The sequence below is a fragment of the Paenibacillus woosongensis genome, assembly GCF_009725165.1.
GTDB classification, from domain to species: Bacteria; Bacillota; Bacilli; order Paenibacillales; family Paenibacillaceae; genus Fontibacillus; species Fontibacillus woosongensis.
In genome coordinates this window covers 78,061-97,536 of the sequence record NZ_WNZW01000007.1, presented here as the reverse complement: position 1 = coordinate 97,536, position 19,476 = coordinate 78,061, and the positions used below count along the sequence as shown (strand labels likewise).

15 protein-coding genes are annotated in these 19,476 nt (G+C 51.9%); 11 read left to right on the top strand and 4 right to left on the bottom strand.

The annotated features are described in order from the left end of the window. The first annotated feature begins 38 nt into the window (after positions 1-38). From GNP95_RS16970 to GNP95_RS16930, 9 genes are all read left to right on the top strand, one after another. Positions 39-1,361, top strand: coding sequence for an extracellular solute-binding protein (locus GNP95_RS16970; RefSeq protein WP_155612148.1), 1,323 nt, complete (start codon positions 39-41; stop codon positions 1,359-1,361). Positions 1,362-1,455: 94 nt separating this feature from the next. After that, entirely contained in the window at positions 1,456-2,346 is an 891-nt protein-coding gene (locus GNP95_RS16965) for a carbohydrate ABC transporter permease (protein ID WP_155612053.1), read from the top strand. A gap of 15 nt (positions 2,347-2,361) precedes the next feature. Next, positions 2,362-3,243: a carbohydrate ABC transporter permease gene (locus tag GNP95_RS16960; RefSeq protein ID WP_230873877.1), complete on the top strand. Its 882-nt coding sequence runs from the start codon at positions 2,362-2,364 to the stop codon at positions 3,241-3,243. Positions 3,244-3,367: 124 nt separating this feature from the next. After that, positions 3,368-5,128, top strand: coding sequence for a sensor histidine kinase (locus tag GNP95_RS16955; RefSeq protein WP_230873876.1), 1,761 nt, complete (start codon positions 3,368-3,370; stop codon positions 5,126-5,128). Continuing rightward, positions 5,106-6,293 (top strand): response regulator, encoded by a 1,188-nt coding sequence (locus GNP95_RS16950; protein WP_155612051.1) that lies wholly within the window; start codon positions 5,106-5,108, stop codon positions 6,291-6,293. The genes GNP95_RS16955 and GNP95_RS16950 overlap by 23 nt, the downstream gene beginning before the upstream one ends. A gap of 269 nt (positions 6,294-6,562) precedes the next feature. Then, positions 6,563-8,764 carry a discoidin domain-containing protein gene (locus GNP95_RS16945; protein WP_155612050.1) on the top strand — a complete coding sequence of 734 codons (2,202 nt, stop codon included), beginning with the start codon at positions 6,563-6,565 and terminating at the stop codon, positions 8,762-8,764. Between the two features lie 951 nt (positions 8,765-9,715). Continuing rightward, entirely contained in the window at positions 9,716-10,150 is a 435-nt protein-coding gene (locus GNP95_RS16940; RefSeq protein WP_196427227.1) for a MarR family winged helix-turn-helix transcriptional regulator, read from the top strand. 51 nt (positions 10,151-10,201) lie between these two features. Further along, positions 10,202-11,173, top strand: coding sequence for a ring-cleaving dioxygenase (locus GNP95_RS16935; RefSeq protein WP_155612048.1), 972 nt, complete (start codon positions 10,202-10,204; stop codon positions 11,171-11,173). A gap of 233 nt (positions 11,174-11,406) precedes the next feature. After that, positions 11,407-12,300 (top strand): SDR family oxidoreductase, encoded by an 894-nt coding sequence (locus GNP95_RS16930; RefSeq protein WP_155612146.1) that lies wholly within the window; start codon positions 11,407-11,409, stop codon positions 12,298-12,300. Positions 12,301-12,403: 103 nt separating this feature from the next. On the opposite strand, the gene GNP95_RS16925 is transcribed toward GNP95_RS16930, so the two are convergent. Beyond that, positions 12,404-12,820: a DUF2500 domain-containing protein gene (locus GNP95_RS16925; protein WP_155612047.1), complete on the bottom strand. Its 417-nt coding sequence runs from the start codon at positions 12,818-12,820 to the stop codon at positions 12,404-12,406. A gap of 461 nt (positions 12,821-13,281) precedes the next feature. Between GNP95_RS16925 and hflX the strand changes: the two genes are divergently transcribed. Next, positions 13,282-14,553, top strand: coding sequence for a GTPase HflX (gene hflX / locus GNP95_RS16920; RefSeq protein ID WP_155612046.1), 1,272 nt, complete (start codon positions 13,282-13,284; stop codon positions 14,551-14,553). A gap of 72 nt (positions 14,554-14,625) precedes the next feature. Here the strand turns inward: hflX and GNP95_RS16915 are convergent, their stop codons facing one another. Further along, complete coding sequence (locus GNP95_RS16915) at positions 14,626-16,203, bottom strand: HAMP domain-containing sensor histidine kinase (protein ID WP_155612045.1); 1,578 nt, start codon at positions 16,201-16,203, stop codon at positions 14,626-14,628. After that, complete coding sequence (locus GNP95_RS16910) at positions 16,200-16,883, bottom strand: response regulator transcription factor (RefSeq protein WP_155612044.1); 684 nt, start codon at positions 16,881-16,883, stop codon at positions 16,200-16,202. Before GNP95_RS16910 ends, GNP95_RS16915 begins: the two co-directional genes overlap by 4 nt. A gap of 188 nt (positions 16,884-17,071) precedes the next feature. On the opposite strand from GNP95_RS16910, the gene GNP95_RS16905 reads away from it, so the two are divergent. Beyond that, positions 17,072-18,004 (top strand): manganese-dependent inorganic pyrophosphatase, encoded by a 933-nt coding sequence (locus GNP95_RS16905; protein WP_155612043.1) that lies wholly within the window; start codon positions 17,072-17,074, stop codon positions 18,002-18,004. Positions 18,005-18,138: 134 nt separating this feature from the next. Here the strand turns inward: GNP95_RS16905 and GNP95_RS16900 are convergent, their stop codons facing one another. Next, the gene (locus GNP95_RS16900; RefSeq protein WP_155612042.1) at positions 18,139-19,407 is read right to left on the bottom strand and encodes an MFS transporter; all 1,269 of its coding nucleotides are present in this window, start codon (positions 19,405-19,407) and stop codon (positions 18,139-18,141) included. Positions 19,408-19,476: the final 69 nt, after the last annotated feature.

Genomic DNA, 19,476 nt, shown 5'->3' with positions numbered 1-19,476 from the left:
AAGGGGGGAATAAAGTGTCAAAGACGAAAATATTTAAAATGTTAAGCCTTGCGCTGGCATCGACCCTGCTGCTTGGCCTTGCGGCCTGCGGAGGCGGAGCCAAAGAAACCCAAGGCAATGCGGGCAGCATCGAGACAGGGGGCGCGGAGGCTAAAGCTCCGGATAAAAAAATCACGATTACGTTTCAAAATATTTTTCCAGATCCCACCGATCCCAAACATCAGATCATGAATAAGCTCGTAAAGCAATACGAAGCAGAGAATCCGCATATCAAGATCGAGCTCGATTCGCTTAACACGGACCAGCAGAAATTGAAGCTGAAGACGCAGGCTGCCTCCAAAGAGGTTCCGGACATTACCGTGGTCAATCCTGCGGCGCAAATGAAGCCTTTTGTGGAAGCGAATCTGTTTGCCCCGCTCAATGATATGCTCGAAGTGAACGGGCTCAAGGATACGTTCCAAGAGGGCTTGCTCGACTGGTACAGCTTTGACGGCAGCATTTATGCATTGCCGGACGGAAACAACATTGGGGTTGTGTATTACAATAAGGAGCTGTTTGAACAAGCGGGCGTTGAGGTGCCGGGGACATTCGAAGAAATGCTCGAAGTAGTGAAAGCGCTTAAGTCGAAGGGGATTACACCGATTGCAATCGGCGAGAAGGACACATGGACGGGATCATTCCTGTTCATGAACATGCTCTTGCGCACGAACGGTCCGGGCTTCCTGAGCGATGTGCTGGAGAATAAGAAGACCTTCGAGGATCCGGCGTTCATTGAAGCCGTCGACGCATTTCAGAGCCTGGTCGCGGCAGGCGCGTTTCAGGAAGGAGCTACCTCCTTCGATTACAATGCCGGAGAGAATTTATTCAAGACAGGCAAGACAGCCATGTACTATATGGGGTCCTGGGCAACGGGCGGAATTGAAACATCATCTGTGGATGGCAAAGTCGGTGTATTCAAATTTCCGACGATCAACGGCAAAGGCGATCCGAACGAATTTATGCTGGCACCGGGCAGCGCGTTCGCGATCTCGGCCGACAGCAAGCATTTGCAGGAGACGAAGGATTTCCTGAATTACTTCATGCTGAATTTTCCGAAAGAGACGTTTGAAGCGAAAGGCGCGGTCGGCATCGGGCAAATCGTAGAGGGGGACTTTAAGGCCGCCGGATATTCCGATATGGCCATGGAAGTGCTTGATCTGTTCAAAGAGGTTAAAGGCGGCGATCTGGCGTTCGACAATACGATGAATCCGGGCACGGCGCAAGCTCACTTGAGCAGCATCCAGAACCTGTTTGTACAGAAAAGGGATTCCGCCGAGGTGGCCAAAGAGCATCAGACGGCGTATGAAGCAAATAATAATTAATACCATTAAATGGTCGGAAGGGAACACTCGCTGTTCCCTTTGTCATCTGTCTTGACGCTAAATCATATCGGCTGGAAAAAGGAGGGGATGCGGCATGAATGTTCTTAAGGTTTCCCGCCTTACGATTACCCTGTTCGTACTGCCTTGCCTGCTCATTTATTGCAGCATGGTGTTCATCCCGATTCTCGTCTCGCTGTATAGCGGGCTGCTGGATTGGAACGGAATCGGCAAGGCGACATTTGTTGGATTGAAAAATTTCGGCAATTTATTTTTTAATGATCCCGTATTTTGGCCATCCGTACGGAGGACGCTGATGTTCGCCGTGTTCTCTATGGCGGAAATTCCGCTGGCTTTGCTCGTCGCCATTTTGCTGCGGAGATTCATCAAGCGGCCCAATTTTCTGGTATCGAGCTATTTTCTGCCGGTCATCCTGTCCGTCGTTGTCGTCGGCCAGCTATGGAAGACTATTTACAACCCGGCCTCCATGGGCGGCATGCTGAATCAGGTCCTGATCGCCGCCGGGCTGGAATCGTGGACAAGGCCCTGGCTGACCGATCCGGCGGTCGCCATGTATGCTCTTTATTTTGTCGCTCTATGGCAATACCTCGGGTATCACACTCTAATTCAGTTTACGGGAATATCCAATATTCCGGGCGAGCTTTACGAAGCAGCACGGATCGACGGCGCCGAAGGCTTCAAGGCCGACCGTCACATCACGTTTCCGCTCATTATTCCGATTTTCAAAATATCCATCGTGCTGGCCTTCATTGGTTCGCTCCAGGCGTTCGATATGGTCATGGTCATGACAGCCGGAGGGCCGGCCCATGCCACCGATGTGATTTCTACCCATATGTACAATATGTCATTTTTATCGATGAAATACGGGTACGGCAGCGCGATTGCCGCATTTCTCGTCGCCGTTTGCCTGGCCGCCACGCTAATCATCAACCTCATTTTCAATTCACTAGAGAAACGGTTCTCGTAAAGGAGGAATATCGAAATGAATACACCGGGTGCTCTGGCCGTTCGTAACGAAACCTCCGTACCGAGGCGCAAACGATTTTCTGTTACGAAAGGAATCGTTATCGCATTCCTCGCGCTGCTCGTCGTGACACAGGTGTACCCGCTGCTCTGGCTGCTGCTGTACTCCTTCAAAACCAATGAGGAAATATTGTCAGGCAGCTTCTTCGCTCTCCCTGGTTCCCCGCAGTGGATCAATTACAGCTCGGCCCTGGCCGGCGGGAGGTATTTCCGCTATCTATGGAACAGCTTCTTCGTCACTTCGATTACGATGATCAGCGTGATCTTTCTAAGCTCGCTCGCCGCCTTTGCGATCAGCCGCTTCCGCTGGAAATACGGCCAGGCGGTCATGCTTGTCTTCCTGGTCGGCATGATGATTCCGATGCAGGCTACGCTGCTGCCGCTGATGCTTATTTTCAAAAACATGCATATTCTCAACACGCATTTATCGATCATCTTTCCGTACATCGCCTTTTCGACGCCGATTTCCGTGTTCATCCTGAACGGATTCATGAGGACGATCCCGCATGAGATCGAAGAGTCGGCAATTATGGACGGGGCCAGCGTGTTCCGCGTATATCTCAACATTTTGCTGCCGGTTTCCGTGCCGCCAATAATGACGGTATGCATTCTGACGTTTATCAACATTTGGAACGAGTACATTCTGGCTGCCACATTCATTTCCGCTGAATCGCTAAAAACGCTGCCGTTTGGCGTGAACAGCTTCGTCAGCCAGTATTCGGTTAACTATGGGGCGATCGGGGCTTTTCTTGTGCTCGGCGCGCTTCCTGTCATCGTGATCTATTTTACGCTAGCGGATAAAATTACCCAGGGCATGGTAGCTGGTGCCGTTAAGGGCTGAATTTGAAAAGCGGTTACTGTGATAAACTGGAAGAATTATTTGCAGCGAATGAAAGGGGACGACATCATTGGCGCGAGGATTCCGATCTATCCATAGCCGTCTTTTTCTGCTTTTCCTTACATGTATGACCGTGATTCTTATTTTGGTCAGCTTCCTGTACTATACGCGCGCACTCGCGATTATCCATTCGAAAATCAGCGACATTGCGGAGAAGAATATTTCGCAAACTGCCGGGTTGTTCGATCTGATGCTTGAGGGCTATAACAGCGTCACGAAATCGCTGAACGGCAACTACGAACTCACGCGCCTGCTGCAGGAGACGTCCAGCAATCCGGCGGTATCGGTCATCAACGAGCGCTCCATTACGAATATTATCGGGGCGGCCTTCTATTCCCGCAAGGAAATTGTAGGCATCCACATCATTACGAACGGCGGCAAAGTATACAGCTACGAAAAGCAGTTTGCGGGCGTCATCGATATCAATTATGCGCAGACCGATTGGTACAGCAAATTACAAGCGTCCAAGGGCAACATGGTCTGGCTCGGGCTGTACTCCGGCTCTCCCATAAATACGATGCAGCAGGATACGGTCTTCGTATTCGGGCGGCAGCTCTATGACTTGATGGATTACAAATCCATCGGCGTGATTGTGATCGAGACCGATCCTGCCCCGATTACCGAAGCGCTGTCTAACGTGAGCATCAGTCCCGGTACCCGGGTGTTCATTACGGGGATGGACGATCAGCTTATTGCCAGCAAAGGACAACAAGGGGCAGACGCGCCGGGATTCTCTCAGCTGCCCAAACCGTCTCAGGATCAGGCCATTATTGTGGATGACACCTCTGACCAGCTGATCGTAGCCGCCAGTACGGCGCTAGCCGATTGGACGATTTACGGGATTACACCCAAAAGCGACTTCAACTCGGAAATCAACCAGACCCGCCTGTACTTGTTCGTCGTCGTATTGGCTCTTATTATCGTCTCTACAATGCTGGCCTCCATTGTGTCCAGGACGATTGCATCTCCGCTCAAGCTGCTTATACGGGAAATGAAAAAAGTAGAGCTGGGCAATTTCAGCGGCTCCGTGAACGTCAATTCGTTCGAGGAAATCAACAGCCTGGTCTCCTCCTTCAACCGGATGGTACAGCGAATGGATGAGCTGATCAAGCGGATCAAGCTGTCCTCGGTCAGCGAGAAGAACGCCCAGCTTCAGGCGCTGCAGTCGCAGGTGAATCCGCATTTTCTATACAACACGCTGGATATGATTTACTGGATGCTTGATGAGAAGGGCAATGAAAGGCTGAGCCGCGTCATTTTGTCCCTGTCGCAGATGTTCCGCTACAGCAGCAATTGGGAGGAGGCTTCCCAGACAACGCTGCGGCAGGAGCTGGAGCAAATTCGCCACTATTTGACGATTATCGGGAGCCGTCTCAATGACCGTGTGCAGACGGAAATCGATGTGGATGAGAACTGGCTTGACGTTGTGCTGCCGAAAATGACCATTCAGCCAATTATCGAGAATGCGGTGAAATACGGTCTGGAACCACTTGGCAGTCCGTGCAAGCTCCAGGTTCATGCGGAGCGGCACTACCATCAGCTGCATATCAAAATCATTGATGACGGCCTGGGCATGGATGAAGCGACGCTCGGCCAGATTCAAGCGAATTTGCGTAAACGGCCAAGCCTGGCCCTTGAACCGGTAAGCCGGCCGCGGCGGGGAATCGGGCTGCATAATGTGCATGCCAGAATCGGCATGATGTTCGGCGAGAACTATGGACTAAGCGTCGAGAGCCGGCAGGGCGAGGGTACGACGGTTACGATCGTCGTACCGATACCGATAGCGCTACGAGGAGGACGTAGGGATGAAAATTCTAATTGTGGATGACGAATCGGTGATCCGGGAAGGGATCATGCGCACCATTCAGAGAGCTTATCCGCATTATGATGTTTATCTGGCTGCCAATCCGGAGGAGGCGGTGCAGCTGCTGCGCAGCCATCCGATCGATGCGGTGCTGACCGATATTTTGATGCCGGGCATGACGGGGCTGGAATTGATGCAGCTATCGAGGCACGGCTATCCGCATATAAAATGGGTCATTATTTCCGCATATTCGGAATTCAATTACGCCAAAGAAGCAATCAAGCTCGGGGCGGTCGATTACCTGCTGAAGCCGATCGGCAAAGACCTGCTGCGGGATATGATTGATAAGCTGAAGGAGCTTATCGATCAAGAAGCGGAAAAAGCGCGGGAATCGAAGCTGCTGCGGGCGAATTTGAAATTTTTGAGAGAAGCCATGTTTCAGCGCTGGGCTTCCGGTCTTGACATTGGAGGGATGGATATGACTGCTGTAATCGCTAATCACCCGCGGTTTCAATTGATCATGGTCAAGATGGAAAGTGACCGGGCCGTTCATTTGGAGCATTTTATTATTGATAATGTACTGTCCGAATTAACGATGCAGTATGGACGGGGCTTCGTGACGACCTACGATGCCAAGAGCCTGCTCGGCTTAATCACGGTTGATGAAGACAAATCACTGGAGAGTCTGCTCGAGGAGCTGCGCAGCTATTTAAAGCGATATTTACGGGTGCCCTTTCAAATTATGCACAGCGGGATGCTGCATGATTTCAACAAGGTACCCGGCGAGGTGCAGAGAATGCATCTCGATTCAGCGAGCCATGAATTCGAATATTACGCGACTGGAGGCAACGAGATTATCGAGGTGGCGATCCAATACATTCGAGCCTATTACAATACCGACCTGTCGCTGGAGAAGGTAGCCTCGATTGTCTATTTAAACCCTGTCTATTTCAGCCAGGTATTTAAGCAGAAGACGGGTTACGGCTTCAAGGAATACGTCATCCATCTGCGCATGGAGCAGGCGAAGCAGCTGCTGCTCAACCCGCAGCTGAAGCTGGCCGATATTTCCGAGCGGATCGGTTACCAGGACGTCAAGCATTTTACACAGGTCTTCCGCAGAAAATATAACGCCACACCGACAGAATACAGACAGGAGCACCGCGCCCACACACATAAAGCGTGCCCGTGACTCGGCGCGGTATATGCGTTGCTCGTATTTCATTTGTGAACGGCTGCTGCTTGGGGGCTGAGCTATTGCGCGTATCCATGAAACAATCCGGCAGGTTATCCGCTCATATCGGGCTGGAAGGGAGGTGATGCCGGCTAGATTGGAAGCGCTTACTGAAGGGAAGTGAGTTTAAGGAAACCAAGGGAGGTGATTGGGCTTCTGGAAGAGGGCTGAAACAACGAAACAGGAGTACGTAAAGATAAAATGAAGTATGAGGAGGCGTCTTTACTATGACTAAGAAAATGATGTCGGTCATTGCGGCTTTAACGCTTGTTCTAGGTCTATCTTCCGTCAATCCGGGGGTTTCTCAGGCGGCTACGCCGATCAGTCAGGCGAATTCGACCATTTTTGGCCCGAATGTATATGTATTTGATCCTTCCATGGCAGCTGCGGATATTCAGAACGTGGCAAATTCGATTTACAATATTCAGGAACAGAATCAGTTCGGCACGGAGCGGTATGCGCTCCTGTTCAAACCCGGGTCATACAATGTGAACATTCGGGAGGGCTTCTATACCCATGTAGCGGGACTCGGGCAGAACCCGGATGATGTGAATATTACCGGCGGGTTCAATGTGGATGCACAGTGGTTTAATGCCAATGCGACCCAGAACTTCTGGCGCTCCATTGAGAATATTAAAATAACGCCGTCCAATGGCAAGACACAGTGGGCCGTTTCGCAGGCAGCGCCGATGAGACGGGTGCATATCGCCGGTTCGATGGACTTGTTCGACTTTGATCCTTACTGGAATGCAGGCTGGGCGAGCGGAGGCTATTTGGCTGATTCGATCATCGACGGTAAAATCGTACCCGCATCCCAGCAGCAGTGGTTCTCTAGAAACAGCCGATACTCTGAATGGACAAACGGCGTTTGGAATATGGTGTTTGTAGGCGACAGCAATCCGCCGTCAGGCAATTTCCCTGATCCGCCCTATACAGTCGTCAACACAACGCCAATCATACGGGAGAAGCCCTATCTGTACATCAACAACGCAGGGCAATACCAAGTTTTCGTTCCATCGCTGCAGACGAACACGAAGGGAGCTACCTGGGCTAACGGGTCCACGCCGGGCACATCGATTGCGATTGACCAGTTCTATATCGCCAAGCCAGGCACCGCAACGGCCGCAAGCATCAATGCGGCGCTGAGCCAAGGCAAGCATTTGTTGTTCACTCCGGGCGTGTATCATTTGAATCAAACGATTCAAATTAACAATCCGAATACGGTCGTTCTCGGAATCGGCCTGCCTACGCTCATTCCGGACAATGGCGTTACCGCGATGAAAGTCGCCGACGTTGACGGGGTGAAAATAGCGGGTCTGTTATTCGATGCCGGCCCTGTCAATTCACCTACCTTGCTGCAGGTTGGCCCGAGCGGCAGCTCGCAGAGTCATGCGGTTAACCCGACCTCGCTCCATGATCTGTTCTTTAGAGTGGGAGGGGCTGGCGTTGGGAAGGCCGACATCAGCCTGGAGATTAACAGCAACCACGTCATTGGCGATCATTTCTGGATCTGGCGCGGAGACCATGGCGACGGCATAGGCTGGAATACGAACGTTACAAAGAACGGGCTGGTCGTCAATGGAAATGATGTCACGATATACGGGCTGTTCGTAGAGCATTATCATCAGTATCAGACGCTCTGGAACGGCAACAACGGCCGCACTTATTTTTACCAATCGGAAATCCCTTACGATGTGCCGAACCAATCCTCGTGGATGAGCCATAATGGTACGGTTAACGGGTATGCCTCCTACAAAGTGGCGGATTCGGTGACGAATCATGAGGCCTGGGGGCTTGGGGTATATTCTTTCTTCAGGGATGCAGCCGTTAAGGCAAAAAGCGCGATCGAAGTTCCGAATGTACCGGGCGTAAAACTCCACCATGCGACGACGATTTGGCTGAACGGCGTACCGGGAAGTGAAATTACGCATGTCATTAACGATATCGGCGGAAGAGTATATGCCAATACTCCGGCTGAGGCAATGAGACAGACGGTAAATGAGTTTGCCGGTACAGGCAGCGGCGGCGGGACCGAAACGGCGCTCAGCCGCACGGGCTGGACGGCCAGCTCGGTACCTTCCAGCGGGGATGTGTCCGCGAATATGCTTGATGGCAACCCGTCCACGCGCTGGAGCGCAGGGACAGCCATGGCTCCGGGACAATATCTTATCGTTGACATGAAAGCTTCGAAGACGTTTAAGAAAATCATTATGGACTCGACGGGCAGCAGCGATGATTATGCCCGCGGCTACGAGATCTACGTCTCGAATGACGGCACGAACTGGGGCGGGGCCGTAGCAAGCGGCAGCGGTACAGGTGCGGTTATGACCGCCAGCTTTGGGCAGCAGACGGCCCGCTACATCAAGGTTGTGCAGACTGAAACAGCCTCCAACTGGTGGTCGATCCACGAATTTAATGTCTATAACTAGAGGCTGGAGAGAAGCTTGAATTGAATAGCGCACGATTTGTTTGGAGGGGCTGTCCCAAAAGTCATCATCGACGGCTGAGGGGGGCCCTTTTCTCTCAGATGGCTTTCCGATTCGGTGGAATCGATTTTCTAGCTTCCGCACACTGAGCTCATACACACATCATGCCGCAGACTAAATGGAATTCATGTATCTAATTTTTCTCTAAACGCATGTTTCAGGGAAATAGATGGATTTTATGCACCTAAAATCAAGAATCCAGCCTATAATGGACATTTTTCTTCTTCTAAAGACATGAAATCCATTTAAATCTGCTATTTCTTCTTTGCCGCTAAAACTAACTACTATAAATCCATTTAGATAAGCGGAACTATTAAAATGGGTGTAGGGAGAATACATAGAATGTTCCTGAGGGCATGCGGACCCCGATTTTTTGGATGTTATAGGTTCATAAAAAAGACGGAAATCCCGTCGCAAAGGCGGCCATAAGCTTATGAAGCTTAAGCTGTTTTGAGGTGTTAGTTTATTCAGATTCCGTTCACTTTTTAACATGATCATGATCAAGGGAATAAGAGATGACTGTTCCCAGATGGTCAGGAGAAGTAACTAGATGTATTTCCTGCAGTTAGTTCATCGGTTTTGGCCTTATTAGTGGGAACTAACTGTAAAATCTACATTTAGATTTGAGCTATTTCGGTGAATTAGCTCCATTCAGGTAAACTAACTGCATGTTTTACATTTAGCGCATGGTTTTTTTATAAAAGAGCATAACTAGCTGTATAAAATACATTCCGATTTTTGTATAGGGAAAGGGGTTTGACAACTCGTCAGTTTAGATATAAACTGATAATACAAACAGAGAACAACAACGTAGCCGACACACCAATCAATACCTTAATTTTATTTCATCTATACAACAACAGTTATTTTGAAAAGAGGTGATGGCGAATGGACATGGATCGGCAGGAAGAACGTCTGGGGCTGCTTATATGGTATCGGCTATCCCGAATTTATAATCAAAGTCTGCGGGCGTCGAACCAGCATTTGAAGGCTTGGGATTTAACAGCGGCGCAGTTTGATTGTCTGGTGCAAATCGGTTCACATGAAGGCCTTACCCAGCAGGAGCTGGCAGACAGGCTGCTCGTTACCAAAGGGAATATAACGCAGCTGCTCTCGAAGATGGAACAGCTGGGATGGATTGAAAGGAAGCAATCCTGGAAGACGAAATCTTTGTTTTTGACCGAACAAGGCCGCAAGCTGTATAACGAGGCTGTTCCGGCACAGGAGCATTTTCAGGCATCGCATTTCGATGGCCTTGACCTGGAGGAGAAGAAGCAGCTTATTGCTTTGCTGCGGAAGGTTCAGCACGCTTCGCTGGAACAAGAATAGTTCATACCAGCATGCTCAAAAGCACAATCTACAAACATGGAGGGATCAATGATGCATTTTAAAGGAATTCACCACGTATCAGCCATTACCGCGAATGCTCAGCACAACTTTGAATTTTACACGAAGGTGCTGGGATTGCGTTTAGTCAAGAAGACGGTGAACCAGGACGATGTCTCTGTATATCATCTGTTCTATGGTGATGGAAGAGGTAACCCCGGAACAGAGCTGACGTTCTTCGAAATTCCAGCGGCAGGCCGCAATCGGGACGGGAACGACAGCATCTCGGCCATCTCCTTGCGAGTGCCGAACGATGCCGCATTGGCTTATTGGAGCAAAAGGCTGGACGAGCATGGCGTGGAGCACGGGGACATTACCGAGCGGGGAGGAAGAGCGACGCTGGCTTTCACCGATTTTGAAGGCCAAAGATTGATCCTCGTTTCCGATGAGCACAATGAGGGCGTTCAGGGCGGCATACCTTGGGAAAAAAGCGTCGTTCCCGCAGAGTACGGGATTACGGGCCTGGGTCCAGTGCAATTAACGGTCGTGAATGCCGAGCTAACGATTTCCGTGTTGACCGCACTTATGGGCTTCCGGAAGAAAGGGCAATACCCGTCCAGCGTTCCTGGGCAGCCGGATATTCAAGTATTTGAGACTGGAGAAGGCGGGACGGGAGCTGAAGTGCATATTGAAGAGCGGAATGACCTGCCAAAGGAACGCCTTGGCCGCGGCGGTGTGCATCACGTGGCCTTCCGCGTAGAGAATGAGGAGGAGCTGCGCTCCTGGGTCACCCAGCTGAAAGCAGCGAGAATCGCTAGCTCCGGTTATGTGGACCGCTTCTACTTCCGGTCGCTGTATTTTAGAGAACCGAACGGCATATTGTTCGAGATCGCTACGGATGGCCCGGGCTTTGACACAGATGAGGATATCGAGCATTTAGGCGAATCCCTTGCTCTTCCGCCATTTCTGGAGGCGAAGCGCGAGCAGATCGAAGCTCATCTGAAGCCGCTGGAAACCGTACAATAACCGTTGCTTATAAGCCTGATAAATAGATTATTAGCACGACCCAAGAGAGACCCGCGGGCATGGAAATCATGCTGTCAGAGGGTCTTTTTTTGCTTGGATTTGCTTCGTTCGTGATATAAGACAAAAGATGTCATATATACTGGGGTAACCTATAGAAGAAAACCGTACAAATCACCGGGAGGGAATGATTGAACATGAATACGAAACTGGAGAGGGATAGGCTGGACAGCTTAATGACGAGCGTAAACCGAAATTCTTTGCAAGGCAAGGTGGCCGTCGTGGCTGGTGCGACAAGAGGGGCAGGACGAGCAATAGCGGTGACGCTGGGAGCAGCAGGGGCTACCGTATACTGCACAGGGCGAAGCGTTCGCGGGAATCTATCCGATCTGCAGCGCTCCGAGACGATCGAGGATACGGCCGAACTGGTTACGGCTTGCGGAGGCAAAGGAATCCCCGTCCGGACGGATCATACGGTGGAAGAAGAAGTGAAAGCTTTGTTTGAGCTGGTTCGCACAGAGCAGGAGGGACGGTTGGACATTCTTGTGAATGATTTATGGGGCGGCGAGCATTTAACCGAGTGGGGCGTTCCCTTCTGGGAATCCTCCTTAGCGAAGGGGCTGCTTATTCAGGAACGGGCGGTCAAAGGTCATATGATTACGAGCTACTATGGAGCGCCGTTAATGGTTGCACGGCAGTCGGGGCTCATCATTGAGATTACGGATGGGGTAAGCTACAACTATCGCGGCAATCTGTATTACAGCCTGGCCAAAATATCCCCGATCCACTTGGCAGCCGCCATGAACGAAGAGCTGCGCCCCTATCATGTGACTGCATTAGCGGTAACGCCGGGATTTCTGCGGTCGGAGCAAATGCTGGAGCATTTCGGCGTAGAAGAGGAAAATTGGCAGGACGCCATCGCCCAAGAGCCGCATTATGCCGAATCAGAAACGCCATATTTCCTGGCGCAAGGAATCGCCGCGCTCGCTGCCGATCCTCAGGTTGCTGCCAAAGCGGGACGGGTATGGTCAAGCTGGAGCCTGTCCGACGAGTACGGCTATCGCGATATCGACGGCCGCAAGCCGCATTGGGGCAATTATGCCCAGGCTCAGGGGCTGCCGGTCAATTGATTTTCGTAAGCCTGCCTTAGTTATCACAGCCCGGTTGAGCTCTCTTTGATCCCGAAATCATTGGAGGCGGGGCAGCTAGCCCCGCAATCCGGTTATTATAATCCTAATAAGCTCTCTCCCGGCTTCTCTCCATACTTCGCTCGAAGGCGACAATCCATTCGCCCTGCACAAGAGCATATCCGGTATCGCCTTCGGCAACGAGCCCGTACAGGTTCTTGACGTCAAGATACTCTTTACGGCCTCCATTGTCGAATTGCAGGGTGATGTAATAGTGGGTCCGTGATGTAGAGGAGTGCATGTGATCGTTCGCATGGTGGCTGGAATGATGCTCTACGTACGTACGCTTTGATACGACGGTGGCAAAAACCGATTCCTGAGGCGAGCGCTTGTTTTGGGCGTATTTGACTCCGTTTGAGATGAATACAGCGATGATTATTCCAAATATAATGATGAAAATAATAGGGAAAAGAGTGGACATCGTATTAAAAAATCCCATAGGTGAAAAACCGAAATCAGACATATGGCAAGCCTCCTTCACAATATAAACGCAACTAAAATACAAATGGTTTCGCTATATTGTTTTACTATTCCAAAATGGTCCGGCTTAGACGCTGCTCCGTAATTTTCTCTTCATTGTGCCCTTTTGCAAACTATGTTAATATGAAATTACTTCTTAATAAGAACGGAGGGTTCCCTGTGATTTACATTAAATTCCGTTTTACCACTTTGCGCGGCTAATTGAATAGTGCTCAAAGGCTCTGCCCTGTGCAGAGCAAACGGGATAGGTGTGCTATCATAAAGGGGATCTTTATAATAGAATATGCCGATCGCTGCTTGCTGTCCGCTGACGGTGAGCGCTATTTGCCGTAGGCGGGATGCCGCGGCAATCTTGTTTGCATGACACAGGGGGATGCCTGTGTCTTTTTTGTCATATCATAATTCAGTAACTCGGCATCGAATGCCGGAGGAGGTCATGCATATATGGAACAATTGCAGCAGAAGGCGATTCTAGTAGGAGTAAACCTGGATCATCAGGAGGACTTCGAATATTCCATGGAAGAGCTGGCGAATTTGACGGAGGCCTGCCACATTGAAGTTGCCGGCACGCTAACGCAAAATTTGCCCAAGATCAATAAATCCCATTACATTGGAACAGGCAAAATTAGCGAAGTCCGCGGGCTTATTGAGGGGGAGGAGGCCAATCTCGTCATCTTCAACGATGAGCTGTCACCTTCGCAAATCCGCAATTTGGAGGCGGATCTCGAGTGCAAGGTCATCGACCGGACGGTGCTTATTCTTGATATTTTTGCCCAGCGGGCCAAGACGAGAGAAGCTCAGCTCCAGGTCGAGATCGCTCACATGAAATACATGCTGCCGCGCCTCGTCGGGATGAGGGAGTCCCTTGGCCGCCAGAGCGGCGGTGTAGGCACGAAGAACCGCGGGGCAGGGGAGACGCGGCTTGAGCTGGATCGCCGGCGGATCGAGGAGAAGATCACGGTGCTGAGCAAAGAGCTGGAGGAACTCGTAGCCCACCGCCAGACCCAGCGCAAGCAGCGCAAGAAGAAGGAACTGCCCGTCGTGTCTTTGGTAGGGTATACCAATGCCGGCAAATCGACGATTATGAATGCGCTGATGGAACGGTACAACCCAGCGCAGGAGAAACAGGTATTTGAGAAGGATATGTTGTTCGCTACACTGGAGACCTCGGTGAGGAACATACCGCTGCCGGACAACAAGGCCTTTTTGCTTACAGATACGGTCGGTTTCGTTAGCAAGCTCCCGCATCATCTGGTCAAGGCGTTCCGCTCCACGCTGGAGGAAGTCGCGGAGGCGGATCTGCTAATTCACGTTGTCGATTTCAGCAACCCGGAGTATGAGCGGCTGATTAAGATTACTAACGAAACCTTGAAGGACATCGGCATTACCGATCTTCCGGTGATCTATGCGTATAACAAGAGCGATTTGACCGATCATCCCGTACCAAAAGTAGAAGAAGACCGGATTTACATGGCTGCGAAGCCGCGAGTCGGCATCGAGGAATTGGTGCAGTCTATCCGGACGGCGATTTTCAAGGATTATATCCGCTGTGAGATGCTGATCCCATATGATCAGGGAGCGCTTGTATCCTATTTCAATGAGAATGCCAATATTGAATCCACCAGTTATGAGGCTGAAGGCACACAGCTGACGATGGAATGCAGGCTGAGCGATTACAATAAATTCAAACAGTATGTGATTGAAGCGGATAGCTAGAAAAATAAACCCATCAGCAAGGCCCGGACAGACACTCTATGAGTGCTGTCCGGGCCTTGTGCCGGATCCGGCTTAATTAAGCAGCTCCCGCCTCGCATTCAACGGCAATCTTAACTCGAATGCGGTGCCTTTTGCTGGCTGGCTCATAACGCGAATTTCGCCGCCATGCGCTTCTACAATCGACTGGCTGATAGAGAGGCCAAGGCCGGCACCTCCTTGGCTTCGCGTCCGCGAAGCATCGCTGCGATAGAAGCGGTCGAATACGTGCGGAAGGTGTTCGGGCGGAATGCCGCAGCCGTTGTCGCGAATGGACAGCACGGCTTCCTTTGGCGTAGCGGTCAGCGTGACGGTAATCAGACCCTGCCCGGGATCGGTATGCTGTACGGCATTGCTGAACAGGTTGAGGATGACCTGTTTGATTGCATTGCCGTCATACATCCCCGTAACTCCTCCAGTCAGGACGAAACGGGCCGTCCGCTCCTTGGCCAGCATTCGCAAATGGGGCTCCATCTCTGAAACGAGAGAATCCAGCCGCGTCTCCCGCAGCTCCAGTTCGGGCTGGCGGTCCAGCTTGGCGAGCAGCAGCAGATCCTCGACAAGCTTCTTCATGCGCGTCGATTCGCCAAGCATGCTCTTCAAGGAGGCCTGCAATTGCTCCGGATTCGCCGCTGCGCCGCGCAGAAGCACTTCCAGAAAGCCGTGGATGGAGGTGAGCGGCGTCCGCAGCTCATGCGAAGCATCCGCGATGAAGCGGCGCATTTGCTCCTTCGCTTCCCGTTCGCCTTCGAAGGAGATCTCCAGCCGCTCCAGCATTCCGTTAAACGACTGGGCGAGGGCGTCGATCTCCGCCTGTCCCTGCCTGGAGGGAAAGCGGATGCCCAGGTTGCCGGCATTGATGTCCTCGACGGTGCGAACCATGCGGTTCAGCGGATGCAGCGTCCGGCGCAGCAATGGCAGGTAGAGCATCAGGCCGCAGGCCAGGGCAACCGCCGACAGGCCGGCGAACGTCAGCAGCTGGCGCAGGACGATACCCTGCAGCGGCGCGGTGTCCTTGCCGATCTGGATCAGACCGTATTGGGCGCCGGGTCCGCCTGCAGGACGGAAGACGACGAGCTGCTCCCGTCCGGTCTCATCCTGAACAACCTCATAGCCGCTGTGCACCTTATGCTCCAATTGCCCCAGGAGAGCGGCGTATTTCTCGGCAGACAACCGCGGCGAGACCATACCCGCAGCACCAGTCAGGTCTGTGAACATGCCGCTCTCTGAAATATAGGCGATCGACATGTCGGGCAGGAACAGCAGCGGCCTATCGTCGGAATTGTCCGAGCTGTTCTTCTCCGCAGTCGAGGCCGCAGGGTCGGCAGGAACTGCCGGGGCTGCTACCCCGCTTAACCCCTGCACGCGAATGTTCAAGCGTTCGGGCCCGGCGCCGGGGATGCCGAACAGCTCCTTCGGCAGTCCCCGCATTTGGAGCAACGTTTCCGCCTGGTTCCGGTACAGGAAATCCTTCATAATAACGTACTGCAGCGCGCCGATCAGCACAAGCAGCGCCGCAAGCACGAGCAAAGAACGGGACAGCAGCTGGATCCGGAGAGAGCGGGGGGCTGCCGCGCTTCGGATTCGGCTCTGAATGAGCTTCAGCCTGCTCATATATCGAGCCTGTACCCGGCTCCGCGCAGCGTCCGGATGAGGCGATGCTCTTTATCATGCAATTTATCGCGCAGCGACCGGATGTACACCTCGACGATATTTTCTTCGCCGCCGAAGTCATAGCCCCATACTTTGTCCAGAATGGTCGTCTTGCTCAGCACGATGCCGTGGTTGATAACGAGATATTTAAGCAGCTCGTACTCCGTGGGAGAGAGCTCGAGTACCTGATCATGGTAAAGGATTTCTTTCTTCTTGTCATTGACGCGGAACGGGCCGATCGCCACTTCGCCGATCAGCGCAGGGAATTGGTTGCGCAGACGGGCGGCGATGCGGGCCAGCAGCTCCTCGAAGCTGAACGGCTTGATAACGTAATCGTCGGCCCCGATCGTCAGTCCCTTGACCCGGTCTTCAACTTCATCTTTTGCCGTCAGCATAATAATGGAGGCGTGCAAGCCGCTTTTTTTCAGCATTCGGCAGACCTCCCAACCGTCCATGCCCGGCATCATCACGTCCAGAACAACGATATGCGGCTGGAATTCCGCGGCCAGATTCACCGCGCTTAGTCCGTCGTGTGCGCTTTGCACCTCATAACCTTCGTTGATGAGTCCGAGCTCCAGAAATTGAACGATGTGGGGCTCGTCATCGACGAGCAGAATTTTTATGCCTTTCAAGTGACTCATAGGTCGAAGCCTCCTCTTGTAGCGACTGGCAGTTTAGTTCTTACTTATTATAGGGGATGTTGCTGAAAGTACGCTGAAAAAAACGATTTCGATGTAAAATATTTGAATCTAGGACTCTATCATCTTGATTGTCCGAGGCCTTGTAGGATATACTTTTCTAAGCTAATGAGTAAAAGGAGAGTATTGAGATGGACAAAGTATTGATTTTCGGTCACAAAAATCCGGATACGGATACAATTTGCTCCGCCATCGCTTATGCGGACCTGAAAAGCAAGCTGGGCTGGAATGTCGAAGCCGTCGCTCTTGGCAGCGCAAATGGGGAAACTCAGTTCGCTTTGGATCGTTTCGGTTTCACAGCTCCCCGCATTGTGGAGAGTGTAGCGGGCGAAGTGAAGGATGTCATTCTCGTTGACCACAATGAACGCCAGCAGAGCGTTGCGGATATCGATCAGGTGCGCGTAGCTGAAGTTATCGACCACCACAGAATCGCCAACTTTGAGACCAGCGGGCCGCTTTATTACCGCGCGGAGCCTGTCGGCTGCACGGCAACGATTCTGAACAAAATGTATAAAGAGAACGGCATCGAGGTTCCGGCGAATATTGCAGGCTTGATGCTGTCGGCGATCATTTCCGACTCCCTGCTGTTCAAATCTCCGACCTGTACCGAGCAGGACGTTGCGGCTGCTCGCGAGCTGGCTGCCATCGCCGGCGTGAACGCGGAAGAGTACGGCCTGGACATGCTCAAAGCGGGAGCGGACTTAAGCGATAAATCGATCGAGGACCTGATTTCACTCGATGCGAAGGAATTTGAAATGGGCAGCTCCAAGGTAGAGATCGCCCAGGTTAACGCGGTTGATGTAAATGACGTATTGTCGCGCCAGTCTGAGCTGGAGGCAGCGCTGGCAGGCATCGTAGAGAAGAAGGGACTCGACCTGTTCCTCTTCGTCGTGACGGATATCCTGAACAACGACTCCGTGGGACTTGCTGTTGGTAAGGATGCTGCTGCGGTGGAAGAAGCTTACGGCGTTAAGCTTGTTGACAACAAAGCGGTGCTTAAGGGCGTAGTGTCCCGCAAATCGCAAATCGTACCGGTATTGACGGACATTTTCAACAAACGCTAATTTACACAAAGAGCCCGGAGGCTGTATTCTGCCTCCGGGCTCTTTTTACATTTTGCCAATAAGTTTGCCATTATTGCCAGCAGCGGTGCTGCGTCACATTGCCGATTGCGGTTTAAAGTAATAGAATGGGGAGTTTAAACCGAATCCATGGCGGAGCCTGCATCCGTACCCAGCGGGTTAGGGTCAGGCTTGTGTTTGAAGATCGGGATAAGGATCAGTGCTCCGATCAGCATGACTACTCCCGATACGGCATAAATTTCGACGAGCGGGAACGTTTTTTTCAGCAGACCGGCCAGGGACATCATGATGACCATCATCCCCATGAACATTGGACTGAGCACGCCGTTCACCCGGCCGACGTAAGACTGCTCCGTCCATTGGAGAATCAGCGTGTTGATGCCGATTTGGATACATGGGAAGGTGAGGCCGTTGATGAACTGCAGCGTTAGCGTTAGCGGAATACTGGTCGAGAAGCCCATGCCGGCGATACATACGGCGCTGACCGTCATTCCGAAGGCAAGCAGCAGCTGCGGCGCGATTTTTTTCGTCAGCGTCATGATCAGGATGCCGCCGAGAAGCATGGCGCCGCCGTTAACCATGAGCAGGAACTGCAGGAACTCTTTGGGCTGCCCCAATCTTTCGGTAACAACGAAGAGCCCCAGGGTTTGAATGGTACCGACGGCAAGGCCCGCAATCGCAAAGGTAGCGCCCAGCACTTTCAGGACTTTGCTGCGCCATACGTAGCGGAACCCGTCGGCCAGCTCCTGGCGGATGTTGGACGTGCGTTCCTCCTTGCGGTCTGGCTTCTCATCCGCAGGCAGGCGGAACATGACGAGGGCGGACAGCAGGAAGGCTACGCCCATCACGGCGATTGAATTTTCAATCCCGAATTGATGGTAAGCATAGATGCCGAGCCCCGGGCCGGCGATCATAAAGATCGCAATCAGCGATTGGAACAAGGCCATGCCTTGCTGCAATTGATCAGGGTGAACGTGCTGCTTGAACAGCTTCATTACCGAAGGCTGTGAAAATTGCGAGAGGATTGCCGATACGAAGGTAGCCAGGTAGATCGTCTCCCAGGAGCCGTACAGCAGCGTCAGCAGAACGACAAATACGGATATCGCGGACAGGAAATCACACCAAATGATCGTGCGTTTCGGCAGCCATCTGTCGGCGAAGGCCCCGCCGATAAAGGAAAATACAAAGATCGGCGCGAATTCAACAACGTAGATCAGTGAAATGGCCAGCGGATTCTCATTCGTCATATCTGTAACGAACATCAGGATGGCGAAATTCCTAACCCAAATTCCAATTTGCAGCAGGACATTTGAGATGAGAATGGTCTGGTAGAACCGATTGCGAAAAAGGCTTCCGTGATTCGAAGCTTGCCCAGCTATGGACATGATTTATCACCTCAAATATGGTTTCTCTTTAGGTGGGCACAGAACGCCCCTTAGCAACAATAATCCATT

Coding starts and splice junctions, on each gene's coding strand:
- GNP95_RS16970 (WP_155612148.1), top strand. CDS start 39: ATGTTAAGCCTTGCGCTGGCATCGACCCTGCTGCTTGGCCTTGCGGCC.
- GNP95_RS16965 (WP_155612053.1), top strand. CDS start 1,456: ATGAATGTTCTTAAGGTTTCCCGCCTTACGATTACCCTGTTCGTACTG.
- GNP95_RS16960 (WP_230873877.1), top strand. CDS start 2,362: ATGAATACACCGGGTGCTCTGGCCGTTCGTAACGAAACCTCCGTACCG.
- GNP95_RS16955 (WP_230873876.1), top strand. CDS start 3,368: ATGACCGTGATTCTTATTTTGGTCAGCTTCCTGTACTATACGCGCGCA.
- GNP95_RS16950 (WP_155612051.1), top strand. CDS start 5,106: ATGAAAATTCTAATTGTGGATGACGAATCGGTGATCCGGGAAGGGATC.
- GNP95_RS16945 (WP_155612050.1), top strand. CDS start 6,563: ATGACTAAGAAAATGATGTCGGTCATTGCGGCTTTAACGCTTGTTCTA.
- GNP95_RS16940 (WP_196427227.1), top strand. CDS start 9,716: ATGGATCGGCAGGAAGAACGTCTGGGGCTGCTTATATGGTATCGGCTA.
- GNP95_RS16935 (WP_155612048.1), top strand. CDS start 10,202: ATGCATTTTAAAGGAATTCACCACGTATCAGCCATTACCGCGAATGCT.
- GNP95_RS16930 (WP_155612146.1), top strand. CDS start 11,407: ATGACGAGCGTAAACCGAAATTCTTTGCAAGGCAAGGTGGCCGTCGTG.
- GNP95_RS16925 (WP_155612047.1), bottom strand. CDS start 12,820: ATGTCTGATTTCGGTTTTTCACCTATGGGATTTTTTAATACGATGTCC.
- hflX (WP_155612046.1), top strand. CDS start 13,282: ATGGAACAATTGCAGCAGAAGGCGATTCTAGTAGGAGTAAACCTGGAT.
- GNP95_RS16915 (WP_155612045.1), bottom strand. CDS start 16,203: ATGAGCAGGCTGAAGCTCATTCAGAGCCGAATCCGAAGCGCGGCAGCC.
- GNP95_RS16910 (WP_155612044.1), bottom strand. CDS start 16,883: ATGAGTCACTTGAAAGGCATAAAAATTCTGCTCGTCGATGACGAGCCC.
- GNP95_RS16905 (WP_155612043.1), top strand. CDS start 17,072: ATGGACAAAGTATTGATTTTCGGTCACAAAAATCCGGATACGGATACA.
- GNP95_RS16900 (WP_155612042.1), bottom strand. CDS start 19,407: ATGTCCATAGCTGGGCAAGCTTCGAATCACGGAAGCCTTTTTCGCAAT.